The following is a 25,569-nucleotide window of genomic DNA, read 5'->3' as shown; positions in this document are numbered from 1 at the left end:
TCAAAACTTTGGTTCTTAACACCATTTATAGATATCTATATTTCATCATGTAGTTTTTAAAACCACTTATTGATATTTAGTATACTACACCTTTTTTTAAGAAATTGCAATAGAGAATCTTTGAAACACAAAATAATTTATTATTTTTTTCTTTTTTATACTTGACTTTTTTTATCAAGTATGCTAAATTGATTACAGTAACAATTACTATTATTAATCAGTCAGCTTTCACTGGCAGAAAGGAGAACTTTATGGCTGCTTTAAAATACAGCCGGCAGCGGGAATGTATCAGAGCATTTATACAGAGCTGTCAGGAGCACCCTACCGCAGACACTGTGTATGCAGGAATCAAAGCCGAATTTCCAAATATCAGCCTTGGTACCGTATACCGGAATCTTTCACTTCTGGTAGAACTCGGTGAAATTGCAAAGATTTCCACAGGCGACGGCCCGGACCGTTTTGACTGTAATACAAAACCCCACAGCCACTTTATCTGCACTCATTGTCATTGTATTCAGGACATAGAGCTTGCTGATATAGACTGTATAAAAGAACAGGCCGCCCGGAATTTTGACGGAACGATTACTGCACACACCACTACTTTCTATGGCATTTGCAGGCACTGTGCAGAAACAAAAAAGTTCAAAAAAAGTAGTTGACAATTTTACTCAAGTATGATAAATTAAAATAGTAATCATTACTATTATTAATAAAAAACCTGGCATAAGCCAGATTTAATAACAAACAAAATTTCAATAAGAAAAGGAGATTATCATTATGAAAAAATTTGTATGCAGCGTATGTGGTTATGTTTATGAAGGCGAAACAGCTCCTGAAAAATGTCCAGTTTGCGGCGTAGGCGCTGAAAAATTTGTAGAACAGTCTGCAGAAAGAAGCTGGGCTGCTGAGCACGTTGTAGGTGTTGCACAGGGCGTTAGCGAAGATATCTTAGCTGATTTAAGAGCAAACTTTGAAGGTGAATGTTCTGAAGTTGGTATGTACCTGGCTATGGCAAGAGTTGCTCACAGAGAAGGTTATCCTGAAATCGGTTTATACTGGGAAAAAGCTGCTTATGAAGAAGCAGAACATGCTGCTAAATTCGCTGAATTATTAGGCGAAGTTGTTACAGACAGCACAAAGAAAAACCTGGAAATGCGTGTAGAAGCAGAAAACGGCGCTACAGCTGGTAAATTCGACCTGGCTAAACGTGCAAAAGCTGCGAACCTTGATGCTATCCATGATACTGTTCATGAAATGGCAAGAGACGAAGCTCGTCACGGAAAAGCATTTGAAGGTCTGTTAAAGAGATACTTCGGCTAATCAGACGGCTGGCAAAATAAGAAATAGAAACATCTGGAGACTCGGGTATTTATCCGGGTCTTCTTTTATCATTCTCTCATAAAAAAGAACTGTCGCATTAAATAGCAGAAAATCTTTATACATTTTCCATATTATTTAATGCGACAGCCTCAATCTTAACCGTATTTATTTTTACACAATTCCCCTCTTTGCCCAGACAAATCCATGTCCCGGCACCTGCACATCTTTCATTTCCATCTTCTCCCCTGTCATCAGGTTTCGGTACTCTCCGTCCTCCTGCATCCATGCTGTTCTGTCCTGGCTGCTGAAATTAAAGATTCCGAAGAATTTCTCCCCATCCCTTTCCCTCATGATACAGAGAACGGAATCATCATGCACGTCATAAGTATACACACTGGCTTTTGTATCAAACACAGCTTCCTGTCTGCGAAGTTTTTCCAGCCTGTTCAGTCCCATGAAAATCTTTCCTTCCACAGTATCTGCATGACCTCTCTTTGCTGCCAGATTCCAGTGAAACGCTCCCCTGTGAAGATAACGGGAATCCTCCCGCTTCAACGGATTGCCCTTATAGCTGTAATCATTCACCTGTCCGATTTCATCTCCGCTGTAGAGCATAGGAATTCCGGACTGGGTAAACATATAAGCGTGAAGCATCAAATCAAGCCCCACGGCCTTTTCCATTTTTTCCTCATCCTGCTCAAAGCCTGCGCTTTCCACACCGCACATAGACGCTGTAGTGCCGCAGAATCTGGCATCCTGAGTTACCGGATCATCATTGTAAAGCTCGCCCCGGCTGACACTGCCTTCATATTTTCCGGTGAAGAAATCATTCAAGTATCTCTTATGAGAAACCTCTTCCATCCCCCACCATTTCAGGGTATCAAAGTCCAGTCCCCATCCAATATCGTCATGGCACCGCAGGTAATTCAAAAATGTATATTCCTTTGGCAGCGTATTCACCACATCCATCTGTTGTTTCAGCAGCCGGATATCCTGGGTGGCCAGGCTGTGCCAAGTCGTCGCCATGGTCGTCACATTGTAAAGCATATGACACTCCGGCTTCTCCACCGTTCCAAAATAAGGCACCACCTTTTCCGGCTCCATTACCACTTCGCCCAGCAGAATCACGCTTGGGCACACAATTTCGCCAATCATCCGCATCATTCTTACAATGGTATGTACTCTCGGAAGATTCCTGCAGGAAGTTCCCAGTTCTTTCCAGATATAAGGCACTGCGTCAATACGGATAATATCAATTCCCTGATTGGCAAGATAGAGAAAATTATACATCATTTCATTAAATACCCTGGGATTTTTGTAATTCAAATCCCACTGATAAGGATAAAAGGTGGTCAGTACATAATGCTGCAGTTCCGGCAGGTAAGTAAAATTACCCGGAGCAGTGGTTGGAAATACCTGAGGCACCGTCTCCTCGTATTTCCCGGGTATATCATAGCTGTCATAGAAGAAATAACGGCTCATATACTCTCCGTCGCCCTGTCTCGCCTTCTTGGCCCATTCATGGTCCTCGGAAGTGTGATTCATGACAAAGTCCATGCACACATTCATATCCTTCCGGTGGCACTTGTCTGTCAGTGCCGCCAAATCCTCCATGGTACCAAGCTCCGGTTTCACCTTTCTGAAATCCGCCACCGCATAACCGCCGTCCGAGCGGCCTTCCGGAGAATCCAGAAAGGGCATGAGATGTATGCAGTTTACATTACAAGACTTCAGATAATCCAGTTTTTTCTGTACGCCCTTCAAATTTCCTGCAAAATTATCAAGATAGAGCATCATGCCCAACATATCGTTTTTCTTAAACCAGTCCGGATTTTCCTCTCTCTTTTTATCCCGGTTTTTCAGACTTGCCTTTCTCGCCTGATAATATTCATACATTTGAGAAGTCAGCTCTCCGAACATTTCCTCATTTCCGTATAATTCCATGTAAAGCCATCTCAGTTCATCCTGATGCTTTGCCATTCTTTCCTGAAAAACACTGTCACTTTTTTTCATTCTCATCATCCCACCCTGCTAAAATCTTCTCTATCGGTCCTGTCAGTTCCCTCTGAAGATTGTATACCACATTGCTGATGACATATTCGCCGTTATTTACGAAAATCTCTATGAGATTTTTATCCACAACAATATCCAGCCCATAGCTGCCTTTTAACTGCGGAGTGCTGCTTACCATCCGGTAATTTTTCCTGTTTCCAAACACTCTGCTTCTGTCCGCCTTTACACAATCCTCTTCCACATAAATCCTGTATCCGCCTATATCCAGCACATCTCCTTCTTTCAGAGTTGTCTGCACCCGGAAAGGCCGGTCATAATCTACATCTTTTCTGTTCTGTACTTCTTTCGACAGATACTTGTCTGCCTCCGTATGCATACGGAAATAAATATGTCCGTTCTGTACCTCCATCATTCTGGGCGTACACATCATACCGTTCCAGGTACCTCTCTCGCTGTCCTCTTTTACCGCCTCCGGCATACGCAGCCATGCCACCATAACCCGTCTTCCGTCTTTGTCCACATTGGTCTGTGGAGCATACAAGTCCAGTCCGTAATCCACAAACTGATATTCCTTTGGCAGTGACAATCCACATTCCCCTTCCCGGAAATCCACAAGTGTGCATATAGAATGATGTACATATTCCAAACCGTCTTCCAGAATATTCATGGGAGACCCCTGGAAAACATACTGTCCCTGGATTTCAAAAAGATCCGGACATTCCAGAATCGTTCCAAAATTCTCATGGCTGTACTGACTGACATATTCCCAGTTTACACCGTCCGCGCTCTTATAAAACAACACACGTCCTTTTTTCCCGGATATTGTGCTTCCCAGAATCATATAATACATATCCCCGTATTTCCATACCTTTGGGTCTCTGGTATGCGTGGCGTCTGCAATGCTTTCATCCCTGACAACCGGGATTATCTGCTTCTTCGCCCCCATGTTGTCAAAAGTAAATCCATCCTCTGAAACCAACATAGCCTGACTAGTCTCAAAAGCATCCCCTTTTGCGTGATGAATATCCTCATCCTCCGTTTCCAGATATTTTACCGCAGAATAATACAGGTACATTTTCCCATCCTTTTCCAGCGCGCTCCCTGAAAAAATTCCGTTTCTGTCATAATCCTTTGTGGGATACAGCGCCACACCCAGGTGATTCCAGTGCAGCAAATCCTCGCTTACTGCATGGCCCCAGTGCATGGTGCCCCACTCCGGCGCATAGGGGAAATACTGGTAAAACAAATGATATTTTCCTTTGTAGTAAATAAATCCATTTGGGTCATTGATCCAGTTTCCCTGTGCTCTTAAATGTAACGTGTCTTTTATCATAACCAGATACTCCCTTTCCTTAAATCCGTTCCAATCTTATTTTACCGCTCCAGCTACCACACCGCTGATAATCTGTTTCTGCAGTACCACATACAGAATCAGAATCGGGATAACACAAAGCAGCAGTCCTGCCATAATCGTTCCGTAATCTGCAGAATAAGTGCCGTAGAAACTGTAGGTGGACAGCGGCAGTGTCAAAAGCTTCTTGTCTGTCAATACCAGAGACGGCAGAAGGAAATCGTTCCAGAATGCCAGAGAGTTCAGGATTGCCATCGTAGAAATAATAGGTTTCAGCAATGGAAATACAATCTTAAAGAAAGTCTGCGCGCGGGTACAGCCGTCAATATAAGCCGCTTCTTCCAAAGCAACCGGCATGCTGCCCTTGATAAATCCATGGAACATAAAGACCGACATAGCCATGGAAAATCCGGTATGCATAAAAATCAGGGTGATTCTGTGGTTTAAGATATTCAAAGTACCGCCGTAAATACTTACCAGAGGAATCATGATGGCCTGAAAAGGAATAATCATGGACGCTACCATTAAGGAAAACGTCAGCTTTGATATCTTATTGTTATGGCGAACAATGTAGTAAGCCAGCATGGAAGCAAATAAAGTAACCAGTAAAGTTGCACTGACCGTTACAATCAGGGAATTTCCGAAAGCACGTGGGAAATCCATCTGGGTAAAGGCTTTTACAAAGTTGTCAAAAGACAGACCTTTGATGGTAAACAGCCAGGAAAACGGGCTTTTGATAATATCTCTCTTCTGCTTCAGGGAGTTGATAACTACCATTACAAATGGAAACATATAAGCCACAAATAATATAAGCAGCACTGCCATGGAAAGAATATTTGTTATTTTTTTCTTGGTTCCGCCAATCTTTGTCTCATTCATTATGCTTCAACCTCCCTCTTCTTTGTGAAGTATACCTGCAGGCCACTGATGCAGGCTACAATAACAAACAGGATAAATGCCTCTGCCTGTCCTACGCCGAACTGTCTGGAAGTAAACGCCTTTTCATACACATGCATAGCTGCCATTTCGGTTGTTCCGTAAGGCGCACCTGCGGTCAGAGAAAGGTTTACATCGTATACCATAAATGCTCTTGACAAGGTCAGGAACAGACAGATGGTAATGGAAGACATCATCAGCGGCATGATAATGTTTTTCAGCTTCACCCAGCCGGAAGCCCCGTCAATGCTGGCTGCTTCCATAACATCCTCGCTCAGTCCCATAAATCCTGCCACATAAATCAGAATCATGTAACCGGAAAGCTGCCATACCGATACTACCACCAAGGCCAGAAAGGCTTTGTTTGGTTCAGACAGCCAGGAAACTTCAAAGAAAGACCAGCCTGTGCTCTCTCCGATATTTACAAAAACTCTGGAAAATACAAACTGCCAGATATATCCCAGGACAATACCGCCGATTAAGTTCGGGGTAAAAAATCCTGCACGGAAGAAATTCTGTCCCTTAATGCCTCTGGTTAAGAGATATGCAATGGCAAAAGCCAGTACATTTACCAGAACCACAACGGCAATCACATACTTAAAGGTCAGTACCAGGGAACTCCAGAACTGTGCGTCCTTCATAACCCCTGCAAAATTTTCCAGTCCTATGAAATTCTTTACCTTAGACACACCGTTCCAGTCTGTCAGAGTCAGATATACACCATATAAAAAAGGTACAATCACTACTGCAAAGAAGCAAAACATGCCGGGTAGTGCAAACATGCAGAAGTCTTTTTTCTTATTATTTGATTTCATTCGCTCCGCCTTCTTTCTATCCTCTATTTCTGGTCAGCCCAGTATTTGTCTATAGATTTGATTAATTCCTCTCTGTCACTTCTGCCCGCCAGATATTTCTGCATGGCTGCTCCCAGTACAGACCAGTGATCGTTTGGCACAATCGCAGATGAATTAAAGGTTTTGCCGTCATGTGCCTTCTGGTAAATATCTCTGCTCAACGGATCCGCCGGCTCGTACGGATTGTTCTGGAATGGTGGAATCAGGCTGCTGGTTTTTACAATCATCTGCTGTCCGATTTCACTGTATACAATCCAGTTCAGGAATTCTTTTGCCGCCGCCTGTTCCTTCTCACTGGCAATCTGTCCGTCTATCATCACCTGCTTGGAAGGAGATGCCTGAATCTTGGAATTTACAAAGTCATTTTTGTCGTTATTCATGAAATATGGAAGAAATCCGTATTCGTCCGTTTCCTCTGCTCCCGCTTCTTCCAGATTCGGCCATGCCCAGTTTCCGTTGAACCAGAAAGCAGTCTTTCCATCTGCCAAATCTATGGCCATTTCGTCATAATCCGCCCCCAGAGGGTCAGCTTTTGCCACATTGTACTCCTTCAGCACATCAAACATATCTAAAAACTGGCTCATACGGTTATATTTTGTAAGGTCCAGGCTGCCATCCTTAATCTCTTCAATCACCTTCTGTGCTCCCGCTGAGGTTCCGTCCTCTGTCTCATAAATATACTGAAGCTGATGAGCGCCCAAAGACCAGTCCTCCTTCGCCATGGAAACCGGACGTTCCATCCCTGCGTCCGCCAGTTCTTTCAGCAATGCTTTAAAGTCATCTAAGGTCGTAATGGAATCCGGGTCAAATTCTCTTCCCAGTGTTTTCTCAATCACTGATTTGTTGTAAATAATACCTCTTCCTTCAATACAGAGAGGAAAGCTGTATACCTTTCCATTGACTTTTGTCACATAATCCTCCGCTTCGGAAATCCACTTTTCAGATGACAAATCCAGAGCTTTTTCCTCTGCCAGGGCAATGACATCCGTGGTATCCAGAATTGCCATTGTAGGCGGTGTTCCGGAGTTATACATACTTACCACCTTGGTATAAGGGGAATCTCCGTCTGTCACAGGCATAACCTCAATATGTACCCCGGCCTTTTCTTCAAACTGCGCCGCCATCTTTTCCAGCGCTGTCTGAATTTCCGCTTTGGAGTTCAGAAGAGTAATCTTGGTTCCATCCAATGAAGAATCATACTGGAAGGTGTCTGTAGAAGTATCAATAGGCACCTCCTTCTGTGTTTCGTTGGGGTCGTCCGGGTCACTGGCAAAACCAAAGGTACATCCTGTCAGTGTCGCTGCCCCCAGCACTGCGGCAAGTGCTGATGCCATCACTCTTGTCACGACTTTTTTCTTCATGATTTATTCCTCCTGTATCTTATGTAGTCGGGATTCTCCCGCTTTTTCATGCCTTTTTCAGCCGTCATATAACCGGTAAAGTAACCGGTTACTTTTGTAATTTCATACTAGCATAGAAACCTCTCTCCGTCAACGTCTTTGTGCAGTTTTTCCCCTTTTTGAAAAAACTTTGTAAAAACTGTACGATTTGCCCAAGGATTATTTGGAGACATTTTACAAAACCGGTTACTTAACCGATTCTTCCTTGTTCTTCTCCCGGACTTCTGCTATACTGTTTTTCAACGACAAATGAGTAAAGAGGCGCTTATGAAACAGAAAAAAAACGTAACTTTTGATGATATTGCAAAATATACCAACTTTTCCAAGACAACCATTTCCCGGTATTTCAACAATCCGGATTCTCTTACTTTGGAAAATCAGGAAATCATTTCAAAAGCACTGGTAGATTTAGATTATAAAGAAAACAAAGTAGCACGGATTCTCGCCAACGGACAGACCGAATTTATCGGTATTATTGTCCCCAATCTGCATAATCACTACTATTCGGAAATGCTGAATCAGATTCTGCAGACCTACGAACGTTTCGGCTATAAATTCCTTGTATTTATCGGAAATGAACATGCAGACACTGAACGGCGGTATATTCAGGAACTGATGTCCTATAAAATCGAGGGTCTGATAATCTTAAGCTTTACCATCCCCTCAAAAGAACTGGCTGATCTTCACGTTCCCATTGTCACCATTGAACGGGAAGACAAGTATGTGTGCAGTGTCAATACGGACAATTACATGGGCGGTGTGCAGGCCACCAGCCTTCTGGCCGAGCACGGCTGTGATGTGCTCATACACATCAATACACCCACTCCACCGGAAATTCCGGCCTACGGACGTATTAAAGGCTTTCAGGATATCTGCCGGGAAAAGAATCTGAAACATAAAATTATTTATAAAGATTTGGGGAATACCTATGAATCCATGCGGAAAACTTTAAGCGAAGTGTTAGACCAGTTGGAACGAGACTATCCCCATCAGAAAAAGGGCCTGTTTATTTCCAGTGATACCCACGCCAATGTATTTTTAAATCTTCTGATTCAGAGATATGGCACCATGCCCAAAGACTATTACCTTGTAGGCTTTGACGACTCTCCCATCTCTACAGAAGCTGTCCTTCCCATTAGCACCGTTGGACAGCACATTGATAAAATTGCTTTTGAAGCTGTCCGTCTTCTGGTGGAACAGATGGATGAACGGAAGAAAAGAAATCCGGTTCTTTTGGAGGAACCTATTCATAAGGTCATTACTCCTTATTTAATCCGGCGTGAAACAACAGAAAGGGATTCCTAAGAATCCCTTTCCAGTACTTCCAATGTATATTCGTGCAGCGTTTCCCTCCGAAAGTCATCCATTCGCAGCATACGGGAATAGATAATATCCACCATAACCAGTATGGGAAACTGGGGAGAAATGGCTTTGCCCTTTTCCAGATTGGCCTTTACGGCAAAAAGCATAATTTCATCACAAAAGTTCTGAAACTTTTTCTCAATATGGGAAGTCATAAGAATCACTGCCGCCCCGCACTTCTTTGCCGACTGCAAAGAATGTATCACAGCTTCTGTCCTGCCGCTGACACTGATTCCGATAGCCGCACATTCCCCATCCAAAAGCACCGAGTTCATTTTCATAATATCCACATCTGTAATGGCCTCAATGGTGACGCCGATACGCATAAAACGCAGCTTCATCTCCAGGGCAGCCAGCCCGGAACTTCCCTTTCCATACACATAAATCCGCTTTTTCTCAGAAATAATGTCCACAATCCGCCCAATCTGGTTCTCATCCATCAGCGAATAACTCTTGTTTAAAAGCTCCTGATAATCGTTGAGTACCATCTTAATCTGGTCGCTTGCAGGCTTGCGGCTCACAACTGTCCCTCCCTGCTCATAGCAGAAAATAAACTCCCGATACCCCTTATATCCGCATTTCTTTGCAAACCGTGACAGAGATGCTTCTGAAACAAACAGCCTTTTGGATACATTTTTTGACGACAAATCTAGTTTCTCTTCATTGTGAATAAAGAAATCCGCTATCGTCTTTTCCAGCGGTGTAAAATTTTCATAAATGGCCTCAATGTGAGGAACGATATTTTTTTCGTATTCTTCCATACTGCCTCCCTGTTTTCTTCTGCAAAGATTTTTGACTAATGCCTTTCTTTAAAATGGCAGAACGCTCCCAGCATACCTGCCTGATTCTGGTTCCTGGCAAATTCCAGACGGGTGTTCTGTGCCACAGAAGGTATCAGATACTTGTCCAGGCTCTTTCGGAGTCTATCCTTCAAATACTCTTTTTGAGCCATAATACCGCCGCCTAATACCACAACTTCAGGATTTACCACATAGCAGATATTGGCAATTCCCATTCCCAGTACCTCACACATTTCCTCAATGGCACGAATACAGTCCGTATCCCCCTTTTTTGCATGTTCAAACACATATTTTCCATCAATGCTTTCCGGGGCTATGCGCTTGTACTCTGCCGTTTTCTTCACCAGAATACTGCTGGCGCCCATATCCTGAAACGCTCCTCCCGGCAGGTGCATATAGCCCACCTCGCAGCCGCTTCCGGAAAAACCATGGAACACCTTGCCGTCTATGAGAATGGCCCCTCCGATGCCGGTCCCCACAGTCAGGCAGACACTGATTTTACTGCCCTTTGAGGCGCCGCTAAAATGCTCCGCCAGTCCTGCACAGTTTACGTCATTTTCCACCTCACAAGGCAGATGAAACCGCTCCTCCAATGTCTTTTTAATTTCTGTTCCATAATGCTCTCCTTTCTGCTTGCGCTTTTCTGGAACTTAGTATAACACCTCTGAAACGTTTTTCAATATTTTATAAAATTTTGAAACACTTTTCATACCATTTGTCATTTTATCCAATTTAACACTTTTTTTAAGCTGTATTTTTAAATAATCTGCACAGCACTTGAAAGTTCTTTCACTTTTTTAAGTATTCATTGAATTAATTTCTTTCAAGAATTATAATGGAAACAAACGAATTTTACATTTAAACCAAATAGAAGGAGAAGGTATCATGATTATTAAAAACGGCCTGGTATTCCAGGAGGACGGAACTTTCCGTCAGCAAGATTTATATGTAGAAAACGGCAAAATTGCCGCATCCGAAGCAGAAATAACAGATAAAACAGAAGTAGACGCTTCCGGTTTGAAAGTCATTCCCGGTCTGGTAGATGTACACAGCCACGGCGCTTTTGGCCATGATTTTTGCGACGCAGACCCCGAAGGCTTAAAAGTAATATTGCAGTATGAAAAGGAACACGGCGTTACCTCTTACTGTCCCACCTCTATGACTCTTGCAAAAGAAAAACTGCTTGATATTTTTGCAACTGCTGCTAAAATAGACGAAAGCCCGGAACTGTCCCGCATTATCGGCGTCAATATGGAAGGACCGCTGATTGATATTAAAAAGAAAGGCGCTCAGGCCGGTGATTATATCCGTGTTCCGGATGCTTCCTTTTTCCGTAAGTGCAACGAAGCGTCCGGAAATCAGATAAAACTTGTCACTCTTGCCCCAAATGTGGATAATGCCTTTGAATTTATTGAGGAAGTGAAAGACGAAGTTATGGTTTCCATTGGACATACCACAGCTAACTACGATTGTGCGAAAAAAGCTATGGACTTGGGTGCAAAACATGTCACTCATCTGTACAATGCCATGCCTCCTTTCGCCCACAGAGACCCGGGGGTTGTAGGGGCTGCCTGTGATACGCCGGACTGTATGGTAGAACTTATCTGTGATGGATTCCACATTCATCCGTCAACTATCCGCACGACTTTTAAAATGTTCGGTGAAGAAAGAGTTGTCCTTATCAGTGATTCCATGATGGCCACTGGCATGCCAAACGGCAAATATGAACTGGGAGGACAGGAAGTCACTATGAAAGACCATTTTGCCGCACTGGCTGACGGTACCTTGGCAGGCTCGGCTACCAATCTTTTCGACTGTATGAAAAATGCTATGAAGTTTGGTATTTCCGAGGCTGCTGCAATCTTTGCCGCAACCAGAAATCCTGCAAAAAGCATTGGAGTATACGATAAAGTCGGTTCTCTTACACCGGGAAAATTTGCGGATATGGTGCTGGTTGATGAAAATTATGAGATTAAACAGGTGATTTAAAAGAATACACGGATTATACTCCCCTTTATAACTAATAGAGCAAAAGAAGAAGTTGCGTTATGTTCCACACACAAACTTCTTCTTTTGTTTTTTTTACTCAGATAAAGAATCGTCTAAATCTTGTAAAATCTCCTCAATAACCTCTTCCGGCAATCCCAATCCTTCTGCGATTTCTGCCCTACTTTTTCCTCTTTGTACATGATTCTGTATCAATTCACAGAGCATATTTCTTCTCCCCTTTGCAAGTCCTTCCCTATTCCCTTCTTCCCAGGCCTCTTCCCTCTCCTGCCTCATATGCTTTTCCTGGTCATACTCAAATATACTCATGTTCTTTGCCTCCGCTCGATTCTTCTCCAGAAATTCTTTCAGTATCCCTTCCCTTATACACTCTTCTTTTATGGTATACAAATCAGACAGTCTTAAGATTTTCCTGTCCGGCTGTTCCTCCAGACCATTGTAAAACACTATAAAACGCAGTGACGGCAGTTCTATAGGCTTCGTTCCATATAAATTGGCGTCCTTTGTCATAGACGAAAACAGATTCGCAATATACAGCAGAAACCGGAAGGGCAGATTCGGGCTGTAGGTGGACTGGTGCTCATACAAAGACAGCCGGGCGTCTATGATAAAAGAAAGGTCGTTTTTCATTGCCATGTAAATGGCGTTCTCCAGTGTATTAATCTCCAGCATTTCCGGGTCTGTGTAATGTTTCCCGCTGACTGCATTATAAAGTTCCAGTAAATGCTCTTTGTCCTGAAACAGCATGGCGAATACCGTAGCCTTATACGTTCTGCTCGGAATCGTTTCTCTTGTTTTCATAAGATAAATACCTCCTCTTTCCTTCGCAGGAGGTGTCCCATACAGACACTGTAAGCCATGCTAATCCTCCGCCCCCGCACATCTTTGTTCCACCTCTCTGCATTTGTTCCTGTTTTCTGTGAATAAAAGCATTGAGATTTTCCTTTGATATGCTGTCAGATTTTCAGACACGGCAGAACGCCGCAATAGACCTATTAGAATATTGGAAATATATAATGCTTTGAGGATATTGTAGCACAGCTTCTTCATGATTGCTACCATTTTTCCACGATTTTTATAAACTCTGTTTTTCACTTTTTTCCCACATTTGAAATTGTTCTATCAGCGCTGTCTTCTTACTTCTGCTCAATTTTTTGATACCTGCTTCCCTGCTCATGGCCTCTTGCTTCGTAGGAAATTCTTCATAATACACCAGTTCCACCGGAAGCCGCACTTTCGTATATTTTGCCCCTTTTCCTGCATTATGGCAGGCAATTCTTTTTTCCAGACAGTTTGTCCATCCCGTATAAAATGTTCCATCACTACATTTTACAATATATGTATAATTCAACTTGCCTCTTCCCTTCTGCTTTTCTGTAAAACTATGTAGCGGACGCCTCATCTGCTCCGCAAAGCCAAACAGGACGCCCTCTATATAAAGCTGCCGATTAAGAAGTATTTCAACCATACTTGAGGCTGTGCCTCTCAAAATAAAGACTGTAGGAATATAAATCGGCTGCGAATTATCTTTCGCATACTTTATTATACTCTCCCGGGTGGTATTTGTGAATGATTTCTGCCCCAAAAGACAGCCAATCTCCCAATTGGCTGTCTTCCATTCACGGCAAATATTCCATTGGATCCAAAGGTACTCCGTCCTTGCTGAGTGCAAAGTAAAGATTTGCGCCTTCTTTCGTATAATATTTCGTAGGCTCATTAATATATCCGAGAGCTGCTCCCGCTGTCACATATTCTTCTGCCTGAAACGGCACATCCTTCAACTGTCCATATACAGCCTGATAGCCATTTCCCATATCTACTGTCACCGTTGTGCCCGTTTCCTCATTTTCCGTCACAGATACAATTTTTCCGTTGGCCACTGCTGCCACCGGAGAACCTACCTCAGCTGAAATTGCTACAGCCGGATTCAGTTTATACACATTTAAAGTAGGAAAATACACCGTATTGTCCATATTATAATCCAACACAACCTGTCCGTTTACCGGCCACTCCATAAGGGAGCTTTCCGTAAAGTTCACATCCGGCGCTGCTGCCACTCCGGCCTGGTTCTGTGCCTCTGCTGCCGCATCCTCTGCTGCCTGTACTTCTGTATCAGCAATTTCCTCTTCCGGTGTTTTCTCTTCTTCCACTGCTTTTGTTCCTTCTACATCAGAAGTATTTGCATCTTCCGTTTCCTCTTCTTCCCTCTCTTCTGTCTTTATTGCCTCGTCAACAGAATCCTTCTCGTCCTCTTTAACAAATTCTTTCTCATTCGGCGTGCTCTTACTCCCGGACTGATACACAGCCACACAGGTAACTACCAGTGTCAGTGCCAATAACCCTCCCAGGGCTGCACGAATTTTCCCTTTTTTACTCATATTCTTCACCTCTGCCTATAATTGGAACACTTCTGCCCCTTTTCTTGATTTCAATTATAGGATTGCCGGAATATGAAAACTTATACATACAAAACCATAGCTTTCCCCACGCTTTCATGATAAAATATTTTTATCACTATTTGTTCATATCCAAAGGAGATTTCTATGAAACCGTTAATCAGCTTTGCGAAAAAGCGTTTTGGGCGGAAACACCACCTGAAAAAATTCTTCATGGGATACAGTTTCATGATTGTTTTTTTATTCCTTTTCGCCATTTTCCTTTTATGGAAATTCAACGCCGCTTACACTTCACTGATTACAGAAGATAAAAAAGAACTGCTTGTGAACAAAGCACAGGAAAGTGCCTTTTACATCAAAAACTTTTACCTGACACGGGTAAACGGTCTGCAGAACCTGGCAGATTCTTTCCCGGATTCTTTTTCAACCACAGATTCTGCCTCTTTAGAAAAACTGTATACGGCTAACTCCATGGATTTGTTTGACCATATGGGCATAGCCGATGTGAACGGAAACGCCATAGACAGCGAAGACCGCCATTTGAATATTTCTGAACGGGACTATTTTATACAGGCACTCTCCGGTCAGATTGCAGTTTCAGAAGTCATAGATTCTATGGCAGAACCCGGCATTCAGGTACAGATAATGGCAGCTCCCGTTCGCACGAAAGACAACACGATTGCCGGTATTGTATACGGCATAACCGATAAAGACTCCATTTCTGCAATTTTAAATACCGCAGATAACATGGACGCTTACCTGCAGATTGTAGATTCCAACGGTAACTACATCACCAGCCACAAAAATTCCAACGCTGTGATGAATAACAAAAATGTGTGGAAAGAAATGGAAAACTATACCTTTCTCAAAAGCAGTCGCCAGGAAATTATGGAAAATATACAGAATAACAAAAGTGGTTATTTTGAATTTTCCGTTGACGGAGACATCCGGTTGTCCTACTATGTTCCTCTGGACATCAATAACTGGCATTTATACTCAACCATACGACAGACACCGATTCTTACAGAAAGCCGCAAGGTACAAAATATGGTAAACCAGATGTTTTTCTGGATTTCCGCCCTTCTGGCCCTCATATTGGTACTGGTTCTCTGCATGCAGGAAAGAATAAGAGCCAGAATCCTGTTTGAACACGACGAAGCTATAAAAAATGAACACATGCTGCGAATTGCCATTGAATATTCCAAAACCATGGTGTTTGAATACAAGGCCAGAGAAGACATTCTGAATATGCATGGTTCTCTTCCCGATTCCAACCTGCATCCCTGCCGGATAGAAAATGCACTGGAAACACTGGGGACCTCAGGAATTATGAAGGACTCCTCCCTAAAAGACTTCCACCAACTGATTCAGGAAGTAAAAGACCAGGGATTCAGCAGAAAAATCATGAAATTTCATCTGAAAAACGGAGATTTCTGGTTTCGGGTAATTGCCAAACAAACAGATTCTGCCTATGACACGGAGCAGCGAACCGTAGGACTTCTGGAGGATGTGACGGAAAACATGATACAGAAACAGGAAATTCAGCTGCAGAACCAGCTGCAAAAGGCTTTGTTTGAAAAAGCCAGGAGCAGCGCCAAATTCCAGTTGAAAAAGAATCAGATTCTGGAAATCAACCAGGAAAAACTTTCGGAATTCCTGTCCTTTGAAAGCTACAAAGAAAAATATATCTTTCCATTTGTGTCCGAAGACTATCTGGAAATCATGCGTCATTTTCTGCACCGGGAATACCTGGCAGAAGAACTAAACACCGCAAACAGAAAAATTCGGACAGAATTTCTGTTCATACAGGACACACAGCTTCTTTGGACTTCCTGCGAAGTCTATAAACTGGAATTAAACAAGGCCCAGGACACCTATCTTCTGTTATTAAATGACATTGATACAGAAAAACGGCAGGAACTGGAGCTCAGGGAAAGGGCAGAGCGTGACGGCCTCACCGGACTTTACAATGCCAGAACAGCCAAAATGAAAATCAATCAGCTGCTGGCGGACAAAACCGCTCCCGAAAACGGGCTCTTTCTCATTCTGGATTTGGATAATTTCAAGCAGATTAACGATACCTTCGGACATCTTTACGGTGACCGGATTTTAAACGATACCGCACAGATTCTTCAGAAACATTTTCGCAAAACTGATATCATTGCCCGGCTTGGCGGTGATGAGTTTACCGCATATCTGCCAGGCGCGCACAATTTCGAGCATATGGCTCCTATTTTCGATCATTTAGTTATGCAGCTTCACCGAACCTGTGAAGAAAACGGCAAAAAGGTAACGATTTCCGCTTCCATTGGCATTGCCTCTGTACCGGAACACGGAACCTGCTTCGAACAGCTTTATTTCCAGGCAGACCATGCTCTGTATCAGGTAAAAGAAACGCAGAAAAACGGTTGGAAAGCACAACCATAATATACATACGGAGGTTCTCACATATGAAAAAATACTTTTTCTTTCTTTTTATGGCAGTCCTGCTGCTTTTTGACGGATTTGTCCTGATTCACTTTTATCAGACCACAGCCGCTCCCCGCTCCTACTACATCTGTTTCTGGGCAGCCCTGGCCATCACCCTGCTCTTTGTACTGTACTGGATTTTCCTGCGAAACAGACTGAAAAGTGCTGTAAAGCATTACATTCCATTTGTATGCAGTCTGGCTGTCCTGCTGCTCAGCGGGCTTTCCCTTTACAGCGGAATCCGAGATTTTGCAGCAAAATCCAACCCACGGCAGACAACCCTCACGCAAATACAGTTTTTCAAAAATAAGCACACCCTGTTTGGTATTTCTCTGGGATATACTTATTCCATGGAAGGTATTGATTTAAATGAGAAGACTGTGCGGGTATCTGTTACAGAAAAAGAATTTGACACATATTCCTACTTTCAGCCAGAGGGAAGTCTGGACACGGACAGCAGAGAAATCAGTTATAAATACTCCGAAGACTCCAAATTCATTGTCCAATATCTGCCTGTATCCAAAAAAGCTGTATCTGTGCTGGAAACCACGCCCTCTCCGCTGGCCTACCAAAGTAATGATTCCGATGAACTTCATGCAGAAATCACCTCTATTTTAGATAGCTGCACCATAGAAGCCAAAGTCACCAGTAACGGCAGCTACGACGGTTTCCATATGAAAAAAGGAGACACGGTCACCATCAAAAGTGACATGACAATTTTGTATCCCTACAATGTACAGGAATTTTACGAATTTAAAGAAGGAGACTCCATTTACTGCAATGTCGAAAGCATTGAAGACGGCGATACGCCTGTTGTACACACCTCTGTTCTGAACCTGGAGACAGATAATAAAAAGTAAATCTGCATTCAAAAAACCGGTAACGCACCTCAAAACGCCTTACCGGTTTTTTTATACCATGAAATCTCGAGTTCCGGAAAAAAATACAGCAGAATTTCTCTGTAACTCTTCCCCTCCAGTGCCATTTGCTGCGCCGTATACTGGCTCATTCCCAATCCGTGTCCCGCACCTTTGCACAGAAACCGTACTTCTTCCTCTGTTTTCTGTATGGTAAAACAGGAAGACGGCAGTTGAAGCAATTCTCTCACCTTTTCCCCCTGGAAGACCTGATTTCCAATCTGCACTTCCATGGCATATCCTGCCCCGTCCGTAGACTTCACTTCCACGGTTCCCTCCCCCATCTGAAATCCCGGATACACACTCTTTAACTGTTTCTCCAGTTCCTTCTGTGAAAAGTAACAGCCCTCTACATACAGAGGACTGTCTATATCTTTGGCGGTTTCCACAGATGGTATGTAAGAAAATGCTTCTCCCAGAACTTCCTTTCCCTCTCTGGTTTTTCCCCCACTTAACGCATGATACGGCAGTTCCCGGACCTCCCCGTCTTTTTCCAGTATCCGACCTTCTGTCTCCCGGGCTGCCTTTTGAAAAATCTCATATTTTTTCAGCATTTTACTGTCCATTTGTTGCTTTTTTATATACCTGGCAGCTTCCTGTATCATTTCTTCCTGCTTGTCTGGATTGGCATACAGGTTTGTTCTGGCCAGAACGACCTGAGCTCGAATTGCTTCTTGTTCATATGCCCAGGAAATTTGGGATGCCGCCACAGATGCCGTATAAGCCTCTATATCCGGCTTTTTGCTTAAAGGGCATGCCGTCCGCCCCAGAAGTACCACAGTAAGCATCCAGGGCAGTACAGGAAACAGCACTGCCATTAAAATACACGAGTCCTTTTCTCTGCTCATACTATGACAAACTCCTGTATTTTCCTCACTGTTATCCTATGCCTGCCCTGTCATGTCCTATCCCTTTTTTACTACAAATGCCGGTATGGGAGGGTTATTTTCCCGGTTATAATAATGGTTTACAATTACAATATACTTCCGACTGTCCAACTTTCTCAGAAAGTCCAGTATCTGGTTCTTTTCCTCAAATCCCGTATCCCCTCCGCTGTAAATACAAAGCGCCATAACACCGCCCGGTTTCAGCAGACGCAGTCCTGTTTCCACTGCCTGTACACTGGTGTCTGCCTTTGTGGCCAGTTCATGGTCCCCTCCCGGAAGATATCCGAAATTAAAATAAATGCCGTCCACAGAATCCGGCTTCACATACTGTTCCATCTGGGTATGGCTGTCCAAAATCAATTCTGCCTTTGCCAAAAGCCCATGCTTTTCCAGCCGCTCTTTTGTAGCTTTTAAAGCCTGCTCCTGAATATCAAAAGCCCATACTTTGCCAGTCTCTCCTGCCATTTCACACAAAAACTGTGTATCATAGCCATTTCCCATGGTAGCGTCAATATAAACACCGCCCGGTGTGACCTGAAGCTTAAATAATTCATGACTCCATGCTGTAATCTGATATGATTTCATGTCTATTGCTCACTTGCTTCCAGTGCCTGTTCCAGGTCTGCCAAAATGTCATCAATATGCTCAATTCCTACAGACAGGCGAATCATTCCCGGAGACACGCCTGCTGCCACAAGCTGTTCGTCATTTAACTGTCTGTGCGTATGGCTGGCCGGATGCAGTACACTGGTTTTGGCATCTGCCACATGAGTGACAATAGACGCCAGCTTCAGGCTGTCCATAAATTTTACCGCTGCCTCTCTGCCTGCTTTTAATTCAAAGGAAATGACACCGCAGGTCCCCTTTGGCATGTATTTCTGTGCCAGTTCATAATATTTGTCTCCCGGAAGTCCCGGATAATTCACCTTGCCAACCAGCGGATGTGCTTCCAGATATTCTGCTGTTTTCTGAGCATTGTAGCAATGTCTTTCCACTCTTAATACCAGAGATTCCAGTCCCAGATTCAAAATAAAACAGTTCATTGGAGAAGGAATAGAACCCAAATCTCTCATAAGCTGGGCATTAATTTTTGTAATATACGCCGCTTTTCCAAACTGTTTTGTATATACAACGCCATGGTAAGATTCATCCGGCTGTGTCAGTCCGGGGAATTTTTCTGCATGGGCTTCCCAGTCAAAGTTTCCGCTGTCTACAATAGCGCCGCCTACCTGCGCTGCATGCCCATCCATATATTTTGTGGTAGAGTGTGTCACAATATCCGCTCCCCATTGAAACGGATGACAGTTCACCGGTGTTGCAAACGTATTATCCACAATCAGAGGAACGCCGTGGCTGTGTGCCAGATTTGCCATTTTTTCAATATCCAGTACCACCAGAGACGGATTGGCAATCGTTTCGGCAACCACAGCTTTGGTGTTTGGACGAAAGGCCTTGTCTAACTCTTCTGCCGGTGCATCCACATCTACAAAAGTACATTCGATTCCCATCTTCTTTGCTGTAACACCCAACACATTCAAAGTCCCGCCATAAATCGCAGACGCGCAGATAACATGGTCTCCGGCTTCGCAGATGTTAAATACAGCATAGAAGTTCGCTGCCTGTCCGGAAGACGTCAGAACAGCCGCTACGCCGCCTTCCAAATCTGCAATCTTTGCCGCAACCAAATCATTGGTCGGATTCTGACAACGGGTATAAAAATATCCGTTATCTTTTAAATCAAACAATCTGCCCATTTCCTCTGTGGTATCGTACTTAAACGTAGTACTCTGGTAAATAGGCATCATTCTGGGCTCACCCTTTTTCGGTTTCCAGCCAGACTGGATACATTTTGTCTCAATATGATATTCTCTGTTCATTTTTCCTCTCCTGCTCTTAAAATTTTATTTTACTATGAGTTTCTGCCCCAGCATCACCATAGCCAGACAAATTCCCACACTAAGCACCATATAAACTGCTGCAGTTCCTGTTTTCCCCTGTTTCATCAGAGAAGAGCTCTCCAAAGCAAAGGTAGAAAACGTTGTAAAACCTCCGCAAACTCCGGTTTTTAAAAACAATACCAGATGACTGTCTCCCCATCCATTCTTTGCTGCTGCCGCCGTCACAAGGCCTATGACAAAAGCCCCTATAGCATTGATGCACAAAGTTATCCAGGGAAATCCCGACTTATCCTGCAAAGGAATCATCCCCATCAGATATCTGCAAATCGCTCCTGCAAACCCGCCGATTCCTACAAATAAACAATTCAGCATGTTTTTCGCCTCTTATCTTCTGTAATATTTCTGTCCTATCAGGATAATTCCCACAAAGAGCGCAATCCCAACTCCCAGAATCACCAGCGTTACCTCCTGGCTTATCTGAAATTTCACAGACATTCCCACCAGTGCCAGCATATCCAGTCCGATAACACAGACAGCCCCGCCGATAGTTGCCATAAATTTTCTTTCATTCTCCGGTGATACCCCGCTTCCAAATCTCTCCCTAATCATGGAAGACTTTCCTTTCAAGGCCAGAAAAATCCCTCCTGCCAGAATCAGAATACCCAGAGCCACCATAATTTTTTCACTTGAATTCATATTGCTCTCCCTTTGTCTCTTTATAATTTTTATAGAATTTTCTAAATACAATCGCAAACCATATAGGAAGCACCGTTCCCTTCAATACGCAGGAAATACTCAATGCCCACCATACTCCGTTGAGTCCCAGGGCGGTTGCGGAAAGCAGTATAGCTGTAGGAATTCGCAGGGTGTTAAATACAATTCCCGTCACAGAAGGCGGAACCGTCCTTCCCATACCTTGAAATGCCCCGGTTGCAGCGCCCTCCAGGCACATAAAAATTTCACTAATTCCTATAATTCTAAGATAATCTACTCCCATAGGAATAACCTCTTCTTCCGTAATGAATATACGAAAGAAAAATTCGGGAAATACCAGCAACAAAAAGCTGGTAATTGCACCCCAGACCGCCATAATTATCATGGACGTATGATAGCCTTTCCGAATTCTCTCTACTTTGCCTGCCCCATAGTTCTGGGCAATAAATGCGTTGACTGCCGTAGAAAAGCCACCTGCCATCATCCAGGAAATGGATTCTATCTGACTTCCTACCTTCTGCACGGCAACAGCCGCATCTCCCCAGCCTGCAATCAGACGGGCAATTACCATGGAAATTGCAGAAAACAGGGAATCCTGAATGGCCGGAGGAAATCCGATTTTTACCATTTCTCTAATGTATTCCTTTTTTGTTCTCACAAATAAATGCAGATTCGCAAAAATAACCGGCTCCTGCCATACCGCCCGCAAGTACAGGATAAACACAATGACCTGGGCCAGTACCGTGGCAATAGCCGCCCCGGCCACTTCCATACACGGAATCGGTCCCACTCCAAATATCAATACCGGATCCAGTACCAGGTTAATCAAAAGCCCTATGGTCGTTACCCGAAATGTCGTAACTGTATTTCCCATAGCTGCCAGAATTCCTCCCAATACCTGGTCCAGGAAGGAAAATACTACCAGACCGCATACAATCATCAAATACACTCTGGCGTCCCACACAACTTTCGGACTGTTCAACTGAAAAAAGGCAATCAACTGTCTGTTCAAAAGCACACTGATAATGCCGTACAAAATTCCCAGAAACGCCCCCATCCGCAGCGCACCTCTGGCATATTCAGCCGCTGTTTCCCTGTCTCCTGCTCCCAGTTTATGCCCTACCGCCACCTGACCGCCGATTCTGGGTACCGTAGTCACACCATTCGCCAGCCACATAAACATGCCTGCCGCGCCCACTGCTGCTACCGCACCGCTGCCCAGCCGGCCAATCCATATCATGTCCACCAGATTATACCCCATCTGTATGAAAGAAGTCCCCATAATAGGAAACGCCAGTCTGGCTAAGGTTCCTGCTATGGGGCCATTTAACAAATCTATTTTCTTTTTCATAATTGCTCCATTTTCCCTAAAAACTACACTATTAAAACCTCTTTTTATATAGTTTATCAGACTGTCAACACTTGTGTAAACACTTATTTTCAAATCCTCTTCTTTTCTTTGTTTCCCACCTGTGGTAATCTTATCTTAAAGTATTTTTTGAAGGAGTTTAACGCTATGAAAGAAAAAATTTATACTATCCCTCTCATGGACGCATTTCGCGCACAGGACGAATGTCCTTTCTGTTTTATTGAACGAAATCTGGAACAGCATGCCATGGATTTTGTCCTTGGTTCCGGCGCTTCCTACATGGAAGACGATGTCCGTGCAGAGACAGACAAAATAGGCTTTTGCCGAACCCATTATAAAAAAATGTTCGACTACGGCAACCGTCTGGGAACAGGCCTGATTCTCACCACACATTTCAAAAAGAAAAACGAAGAACTGAAACAGCAGATAAAAATATTTTCTCCTGCCAAAGCCTCTGTCCTGGGGCATTTTAAGAAAACAAAGGTAGATGCGGAAAATCCCCGTACAAACATCGGCGCCTGGGTAAAGGAGCAAACCGCATCCTGTTACATCTGTGACTATTATAAAAATACCTACAACCGCTACCTGGATACGTTCTTTGAGCTCTACCGGAAAAGCCCGGAATTTCAGGAACTCTTAAAAAACAGCAAAGGCTTTTGTATCCCTCACTTTGCAGATTTGGTGGAAACCGGAGACACACTGCTGTCTGACAAAGAAAAGCAATCCTTTTATGGATACCTCTTCCCCCTTATGGAACATAATCTCCAACGCGTAACCGAAGACCTGGAATGGTTCTGTGACAAATTCGATTATAAAAACAAAGACGCAGACTGGAAAAACTCCAGAGACGCCATTCAGCGCGGTATGCAGAAGGCTGCCGGCGGTTATCCTGCCGATCCGGTCTATAAAGCAGAAAAATAAGAAAATCAAAAGCATTTATAAAAAAAGAATAAATCAGAAATTGTCTTTTTCATTTTTCTTTTAGTTTTTTGTCATAAATTGTCCTTATTTACATAGTATAGTATTACTTGTAAAAGCCAATAAGACTTTTTTCAAAATCTTTTTCTTTTCATATTACTGGCAATGAGTTGCCAGTAACTCCTTCTTTTTTATGAAATAAAACAGGAGCAGGAATCTATCCCCCTCGGATTCCTGCTCCTGTTCTTTTTGTGCTATTTTTTCTTATAAACACATCCCCATTTTTTTCTTTTATTAACATTTCTTTTAGGATTTCATCACAGTTTTATCACATTTACCCTGTATAGTATTACTTGTAAAAGCCGATAAGACTTTTTCAAAAATCTTTTTCTTTTTCATATGCCGGTATGAAAACCGGCTCTCCTTCTTTTTAATATTTATAATATTAAAAAAGAGACCAGAATCAACCTTCCCCCCTCATTGATTCTGGTTTCTTTTTTATTTCTTTTCCTTTCCGTATTTATACCCTCTTTTCTGATTCGTGCATAGTATAGAATTGTAACCATTCATATTCCAAAAAGAAAGGAATCCATTATGGAAAACAAAGAAAGCAAGACCTGTTATCCCAAACAGCACAATCACGAAATTACGGGAAGTACCCGCATCTCTGGATGTTGTGAGTATGCCCACAATCATAGATTTGCAACCGTCTCAGGCGACGCCATTCCCTGTGATGGAAGTCACGTTCACGAAGTAAAATTTACTACTGATTCCTGTAACGGACATCACCACGAATTTTGCGGTACAACGGGCAAGGCCATTGACGTGGGATGTGGAAAGCATGTCCACCTCTTAAAAGGCTGTACCACCTACGACGCCAACCACAAACACGAATTTATTGTCTCCACAGACATTGAAAATCCTGTTTGTGAATAACACAAGGCCTGGGGCTGCCCAAAACGAATGTTTTGTACGGCAGCCCTAAAGGGCTGAATATCGACCATGCGATGGATTCCCTTGCTAATATCCTCACAATACAGTTCTCTTTCTGTTTTTTTGTGGATAACTCCACATATTTTAACATCTTATGTGGAAACTCCTAGACATTTCTATAAGGATTCTCTCAGTTTTCTGTTCCATTCTATTCAGCAAAAAAAGAAGCCCAAACCCTCATAATAAGGATTTGAGCTGTTTTCATTTAGTGAAGCATCGGGGATTCGAACCCCGGACAACTTGATTAAAAGTCAAGTGCTCTACCGACTGAGCTAATGCTCCATGGAAAATGCCCAGAGCCGGAATCGAACCAGCGACACGAGGATTTTCAGTCCTCTGCTCTACCAACTGAGCTATCTGGGCATAGTAGCGGGGACAGGATTTGAACCTGTGACCTTCGGGTTATGAGCCCGACGAGCTTCCAGACTGCTCCACCCCGCGATAATATCTAAGCCGATGATCGGACTCGAACCGATAACCTGCTGATTACAAATCAGCTGCTCTGCCAATTGAGCCACATCGGCGTGATGTGGTATTCAATTTTAAATGGGCGATGGTGGATTCGAACCACCGAAGGCGTTGCCAGCAGATTTACAGTCTGTCCCCTTTGGCCACTCGGGAAATCGCCCTTATTTTATTTTAAGAATAAATGGGACCTATAGGGCTCGAACCTATGACCCTCTGCTTGTAAGGCAGATGCTCTCCCAGCTGAGCTAAGATCCCATAAATCTTGTCGCTTTCTTTCGAAAGCAAACGACCCAGAAGAGACTCGAACTCTCGACCTCCGCCGTGACAGGGCGGCGCTCTAACCAACTGAGCCACTGGGCCATTCTTGAAGATATGTATCTTCAAAACCGCATACACAAAACCAAACCAATTCCAACTTACCGTTTCGCTTAGTTCCCTAAGCTTTCAGGTCAAGCCCTCGACCGATTAGTAGCAGTCAGCTCCATACATTGCTGCAC

General features: G+C 43.4%; 23 protein-coding genes, 7 tRNA genes and 1 pseudogene. 8 read left to right on the top strand and 23 right to left on the bottom strand.

The genetic code is table 11. From position 1 onward, the window contains the following. The first annotated feature begins 251 nt into the window (after nucleotides 1-251). The gene (locus WBS51_RS14135) at nucleotides 252-659 is read left to right on the top strand and encodes a Fur family transcriptional regulator (RefSeq protein ID WP_294462225.1); all 408 of its coding nucleotides are present in this window, start codon (nucleotides 252-254) and stop codon (nucleotides 657-659) included. 118 nt (nucleotides 660-777) lie between these two features. Continuing rightward, nucleotides 778-1,320 (top strand): NADH peroxidase, encoded by a 543-nt coding sequence (locus WBS51_RS14130; RefSeq protein WP_173749223.1) that lies wholly within the window; start codon nucleotides 778-780, stop codon nucleotides 1,318-1,320. A gap of 171 nt (nucleotides 1,321-1,491) precedes the next feature. On the opposite strand, the gene WBS51_RS14125 is transcribed toward WBS51_RS14130, so the two are convergent. Genes WBS51_RS14125 through WBS51_RS14105 form a run of 5 tightly spaced genes read right to left on the bottom strand, consistent with a single transcriptional unit; the run spans nucleotide 1,492 to nucleotide 7,835 of the window. After that, entirely contained in the window at nucleotides 1,492-3,300 is a 1,809-nt protein-coding gene (locus WBS51_RS14125; protein WP_462904928.1) for an alpha-amylase family glycosyl hydrolase, read from the bottom strand. Nucleotides 3,301-3,319: 19 nt separating this feature from the next. Further along, nucleotides 3,320-4,666, bottom strand: a complete 1,347-nt coding sequence (locus WBS51_RS14120) for a glycoside hydrolase family 32 protein (protein ID WP_294462222.1) — start codon at nucleotides 4,664-4,666, stop codon at nucleotides 3,320-3,322. Between the two features lie 36 nt (nucleotides 4,667-4,702). Next, nucleotides 4,703-5,563, bottom strand: a complete 861-nt coding sequence (locus WBS51_RS14115; RefSeq protein ID WP_173749221.1) for a carbohydrate ABC transporter permease — start codon at nucleotides 5,561-5,563, stop codon at nucleotides 4,703-4,705. Beyond that, entirely contained in the window at nucleotides 5,563-6,435 is an 873-nt protein-coding gene (locus tag WBS51_RS14110) for a carbohydrate ABC transporter permease (protein ID WP_173749220.1), read from the bottom strand. Before WBS51_RS14110 ends, WBS51_RS14115 begins: the two co-directional genes overlap by 1 nt. A gap of 23 nt (nucleotides 6,436-6,458) precedes the next feature. Then, nucleotides 6,459-7,835, bottom strand: coding sequence for an ABC transporter substrate-binding protein (locus WBS51_RS14105; RefSeq protein WP_173749219.1), 1,377 nt, complete (start codon nucleotides 7,833-7,835; stop codon nucleotides 6,459-6,461). A gap of 306 nt (nucleotides 7,836-8,141) precedes the next feature. On the opposite strand from WBS51_RS14105, the gene WBS51_RS14100 reads away from it, so the two are divergent. Then, on the top strand, nucleotides 8,142-9,179 hold the full coding sequence (locus WBS51_RS14100; RefSeq protein WP_173749218.1) for a LacI family DNA-binding transcriptional regulator: 1,038 nt from the start codon (nucleotides 8,142-8,144) through the stop codon (nucleotides 9,177-9,179). On the opposite strand, the gene WBS51_RS14095 is transcribed toward WBS51_RS14100, so the two are convergent. Next, nucleotides 9,176-9,997: a MurR/RpiR family transcriptional regulator gene (locus tag WBS51_RS14095; protein ID WP_173749217.1), complete on the bottom strand. Its 822-nt coding sequence runs from the start codon at nucleotides 9,995-9,997 to the stop codon at nucleotides 9,176-9,178. The two genes, WBS51_RS14100 and WBS51_RS14095, sit on opposite strands and share 4 nt — an antisense overlap. 35 nt (nucleotides 9,998-10,032) lie before the next feature. Beyond that, nucleotides 10,033-10,659 (bottom strand): annotated as a pseudogene (locus tag WBS51_RS14090) (ROK family protein); the annotation flags it as partial. A gap of 262 nt (nucleotides 10,660-10,921) precedes the next feature. Between WBS51_RS14090 and nagA the strand changes: the two are divergent. Next, on the top strand, nucleotides 10,922-12,025 hold the full coding sequence (gene nagA, locus WBS51_RS14085) for an N-acetylglucosamine-6-phosphate deacetylase (protein WP_173749216.1): 1,104 nt from the start codon (nucleotides 10,922-10,924) through the stop codon (nucleotides 12,023-12,025). 93 nt (nucleotides 12,026-12,118) lie between these two features. Here nagA and WBS51_RS14080 read toward each other — a convergent pair whose 3' ends face one another. From WBS51_RS14080 to WBS51_RS14070, 3 genes are all read right to left on the bottom strand, one after another. Then, nucleotides 12,119-12,844: a hypothetical protein gene (locus WBS51_RS14080; RefSeq protein ID WP_342694139.1), complete on the bottom strand. Its 726-nt coding sequence runs from the start codon at nucleotides 12,842-12,844 to the stop codon at nucleotides 12,119-12,121. 274 nt (nucleotides 12,845-13,118) lie between these two features. Further along, nucleotides 13,119-13,394, bottom strand: a complete 276-nt coding sequence (locus tag WBS51_RS14075) for a GIY-YIG nuclease family protein (RefSeq protein WP_180211120.1) — start codon at nucleotides 13,392-13,394, stop codon at nucleotides 13,119-13,121. Between the two features lie 268 nt (nucleotides 13,395-13,662). Further along, nucleotides 13,663-14,421, bottom strand: coding sequence for a M23 family metallopeptidase (locus tag WBS51_RS14070; RefSeq protein WP_173749214.1), 759 nt, complete (start codon nucleotides 14,419-14,421; stop codon nucleotides 13,663-13,665). A 165-nt stretch (nucleotides 14,422-14,586) separates the two neighbouring features. On the opposite strand from WBS51_RS14070, the gene WBS51_RS14065 reads away from it, so the two are divergent. Further along, nucleotides 14,587-16,866, top strand: a complete 2,280-nt coding sequence (locus tag WBS51_RS14065) for a sensor domain-containing diguanylate cyclase (protein ID WP_291681116.1) — start codon at nucleotides 14,587-14,589, stop codon at nucleotides 16,864-16,866. A gap of 23 nt (nucleotides 16,867-16,889) precedes the next feature. Then, nucleotides 16,890-17,768, top strand: coding sequence for a hypothetical protein (locus WBS51_RS14060; RefSeq protein ID WP_294462211.1), 879 nt, complete (start codon nucleotides 16,890-16,892; stop codon nucleotides 17,766-17,768). Between the two features lie 29 nt (nucleotides 17,769-17,797). Here WBS51_RS14060 and WBS51_RS14055 read toward each other — a convergent pair whose 3' ends face one another. From WBS51_RS14055 to WBS51_RS14030, 6 genes are read right to left on the bottom strand one after another with little or no spacing between them, the layout of a single operon-like run. Continuing rightward, entirely contained in the window at nucleotides 17,798-18,673 is an 876-nt protein-coding gene (locus WBS51_RS14055; RefSeq protein WP_294462210.1) for a SpoIID/LytB domain-containing protein, read from the bottom strand. Nucleotides 18,674-18,730: 57 nt separating this feature from the next. After that, the gene (mnmM, locus tag WBS51_RS14050; protein WP_173749210.1) at nucleotides 18,731-19,297 is read right to left on the bottom strand and encodes a tRNA 5-(aminomethyl)-2-thiouridylate-methyltransferase MnmM; all 567 of its coding nucleotides are present in this window, start codon (nucleotides 19,295-19,297) and stop codon (nucleotides 18,731-18,733) included. Nucleotides 19,298-19,299: 2 nt separating this feature from the next. After that, the gene (locus tag WBS51_RS14045; protein WP_173749209.1) at nucleotides 19,300-20,589 is read right to left on the bottom strand and encodes an O-acetylhomoserine aminocarboxypropyltransferase/cysteine synthase family protein; all 1,290 of its coding nucleotides are present in this window, start codon (nucleotides 20,587-20,589) and stop codon (nucleotides 19,300-19,302) included. Nucleotides 20,590-20,613: 24 nt separating this feature from the next. Continuing rightward, on the bottom strand, nucleotides 20,614-20,982 hold the full coding sequence (gene crcB / locus WBS51_RS14040; RefSeq protein WP_173749208.1) for a fluoride efflux transporter CrcB: 369 nt from the start codon (nucleotides 20,980-20,982) through the stop codon (nucleotides 20,614-20,616). A gap of 12 nt (nucleotides 20,983-20,994) precedes the next feature. Continuing rightward, a complete protein-coding gene (locus WBS51_RS14035) occupies nucleotides 20,995-21,306 on the bottom strand; it encodes a hypothetical protein (RefSeq protein WP_173749207.1) in 312 nt (103 codons plus the stop codon). Further along, nucleotides 21,293-22,675 (bottom strand): MATE family efflux transporter, encoded by a 1,383-nt coding sequence (locus WBS51_RS14030; RefSeq protein ID WP_294462205.1) that lies wholly within the window; start codon nucleotides 22,673-22,675, stop codon nucleotides 21,293-21,295. Before WBS51_RS14030 ends, WBS51_RS14035 begins: the two co-directional genes overlap by 14 nt. 165 nt (nucleotides 22,676-22,840) lie before the next feature. On the opposite strand from WBS51_RS14030, the gene WBS51_RS14025 reads away from it, so the two are divergent. Next, the gene (locus WBS51_RS14025; RefSeq protein ID WP_291681112.1) at nucleotides 22,841-23,614 is read left to right on the top strand and encodes a DUF6062 family protein; all 774 of its coding nucleotides are present in this window, start codon (nucleotides 22,841-22,843) and stop codon (nucleotides 23,612-23,614) included. 591 nt (nucleotides 23,615-24,205) lie between these two features. Beyond that, nucleotides 24,206-24,547: a YmaF family protein gene (locus tag WBS51_RS14020; RefSeq protein WP_291681111.1), complete on the top strand. Its 342-nt coding sequence runs from the start codon at nucleotides 24,206-24,208 to the stop codon at nucleotides 24,545-24,547. 266 nt (nucleotides 24,548-24,813) lie between these two features. Here the strand turns inward: WBS51_RS14020 and WBS51_RS14015 are convergent. From WBS51_RS14015 to WBS51_RS13985, 7 genes are all read right to left on the bottom strand, one after another. Further along, nucleotides 24,814-24,886: transfer RNA gene (locus tag WBS51_RS14015), tRNA-Lys, on the bottom strand. Between the two features lie 8 nt (nucleotides 24,887-24,894). Next, nucleotides 24,895-24,967 (bottom strand) — tRNA-Phe (locus WBS51_RS14010). A 4-nt stretch (nucleotides 24,968-24,971) separates the two neighbouring features. After that, nucleotides 24,972-25,045: transfer RNA gene (locus tag WBS51_RS14005), tRNA-Met, on the bottom strand. A 10-nt stretch (nucleotides 25,046-25,055) separates the two neighbouring features. Continuing rightward, a tRNA-Thr gene (locus tag WBS51_RS14000) sits at nucleotides 25,056-25,128 on the bottom strand. 23 nt (nucleotides 25,129-25,151) lie between these two features. Beyond that, nucleotides 25,152-25,233 (bottom strand) — tRNA-Tyr (locus WBS51_RS13995). 21 nt (nucleotides 25,234-25,254) lie between these two features. Next, nucleotides 25,255-25,327 (bottom strand) — tRNA-Val (locus tag WBS51_RS13990). A 31-nt stretch (nucleotides 25,328-25,358) separates the two neighbouring features. Next, a tRNA-Asp gene (locus WBS51_RS13985) sits at nucleotides 25,359-25,432 on the bottom strand. Between the last annotated feature and the right edge of the window lie 137 nt (nucleotides 25,433-25,569).

The organism is Blautia acetica (assembly GCF_038739805.1).
In the GTDB taxonomy this organism is placed as follows: Bacteria; Bacillota; Clostridia; order Lachnospirales; family Lachnospiraceae; genus Blautia.
Note: the sequence above shows the minus strand (reverse complement) of the source record. Positions and strands in the feature narration are given on the sequence as shown.

Bases quoted from the DNA above. Each gene is read 5' to 3' on its own strand.
- WBS51_RS14030 (WP_294462205.1), bottom strand. From the start codon at position 22,675: ATGAAAAAGAAAATAGATTTGTTAAATGGCCCCATAGCAGGAACCTTA.
- WBS51_RS14135 (WP_294462225.1), top strand. From the start codon at position 252: ATGGCTGCTTTAAAATACAGCCGGCAGCGGGAATGTATCAGAGCATTT.
- WBS51_RS14020 (WP_291681111.1), top strand. From the start codon at position 24,206: ATGGAAAACAAAGAAAGCAAGACCTGTTATCCCAAACAGCACAATCAC.
- WBS51_RS14110 (WP_173749220.1), bottom strand. From the start codon at position 6,435: ATGAAATCAAATAATAAGAAAAAAGACTTCTGCATGTTTGCACTACCC.
- WBS51_RS14120 (WP_294462222.1), bottom strand. From the start codon at position 4,666: ATGATAAAAGACACGTTACATTTAAGAGCACAGGGAAACTGGATCAAT.
- WBS51_RS14045 (WP_173749209.1), bottom strand. From the start codon at position 20,589: ATGAACAGAGAATATCATATTGAGACAAAATGTATCCAGTCTGGCTGG.
- WBS51_RS14070 (WP_173749214.1), bottom strand. From the start codon at position 14,421: ATGAGTAAAAAAGGGAAAATTCGTGCAGCCCTGGGAGGGTTATTGGCA.
- WBS51_RS14105 (WP_173749219.1), bottom strand. From the start codon at position 7,835: ATGAAGAAAAAAGTCGTGACAAGAGTGATGGCATCAGCACTTGCCGCA.
- WBS51_RS14065 (WP_291681116.1), top strand. From the start codon at position 14,587: ATGAAACCGTTAATCAGCTTTGCGAAAAAGCGTTTTGGGCGGAAACAC.
- crcB (WP_173749208.1), bottom strand. From the start codon at position 20,982: ATGCTGAATTGTTTATTTGTAGGAATCGGCGGGTTTGCAGGAGCGATT.
- WBS51_RS14025 (WP_291681112.1), top strand. From the start codon at position 22,841: ATGAAAGAAAAAATTTATACTATCCCTCTCATGGACGCATTTCGCGCA.
- mnmM (WP_173749210.1), bottom strand. From the start codon at position 19,297: ATGAAATCATATCAGATTACAGCATGGAGTCATGAATTATTTAAGCTT.
- WBS51_RS14130 (WP_173749223.1), top strand. From the start codon at position 778: ATGAAAAAATTTGTATGCAGCGTATGTGGTTATGTTTATGAAGGCGAA.
- WBS51_RS14060 (WP_294462211.1), top strand. From the start codon at position 16,890: ATGAAAAAATACTTTTTCTTTCTTTTTATGGCAGTCCTGCTGCTTTTT.
- nagA (WP_173749216.1), top strand. From the start codon at position 10,922: ATGATTATTAAAAACGGCCTGGTATTCCAGGAGGACGGAACTTTCCGT.
- WBS51_RS14095 (WP_173749217.1), bottom strand. From the start codon at position 9,997: ATGGAAGAATACGAAAAAAATATCGTTCCTCACATTGAGGCCATTTAT.
- WBS51_RS14125 (WP_462904928.1), bottom strand. From the start codon at position 3,300: ATGGCAAAGCATCAGGATGAACTGAGATGGCTTTACATGGAATTATAC.
- WBS51_RS14100 (WP_173749218.1), top strand. From the start codon at position 8,142: ATGAAACAGAAAAAAAACGTAACTTTTGATGATATTGCAAAATATACC.
- WBS51_RS14055 (WP_294462210.1), bottom strand. From the start codon at position 18,673: ATGAGCAGAGAAAAGGACTCGTGTATTTTAATGGCAGTGCTGTTTCCT.
- WBS51_RS14115 (WP_173749221.1), bottom strand. From the start codon at position 5,563: ATGAATGAGACAAAGATTGGCGGAACCAAGAAAAAAATAACAAATATT.
- WBS51_RS14080 (WP_342694139.1), bottom strand. From the start codon at position 12,844: ATGAAAACAAGAGAAACGATTCCGAGCAGAACGTATAAGGCTACGGTA.
- WBS51_RS14035 (WP_173749207.1), bottom strand. From the start codon at position 21,306: ATGAATTCAAGTGAAAAAATTATGGTGGCTCTGGGTATTCTGATTCTG.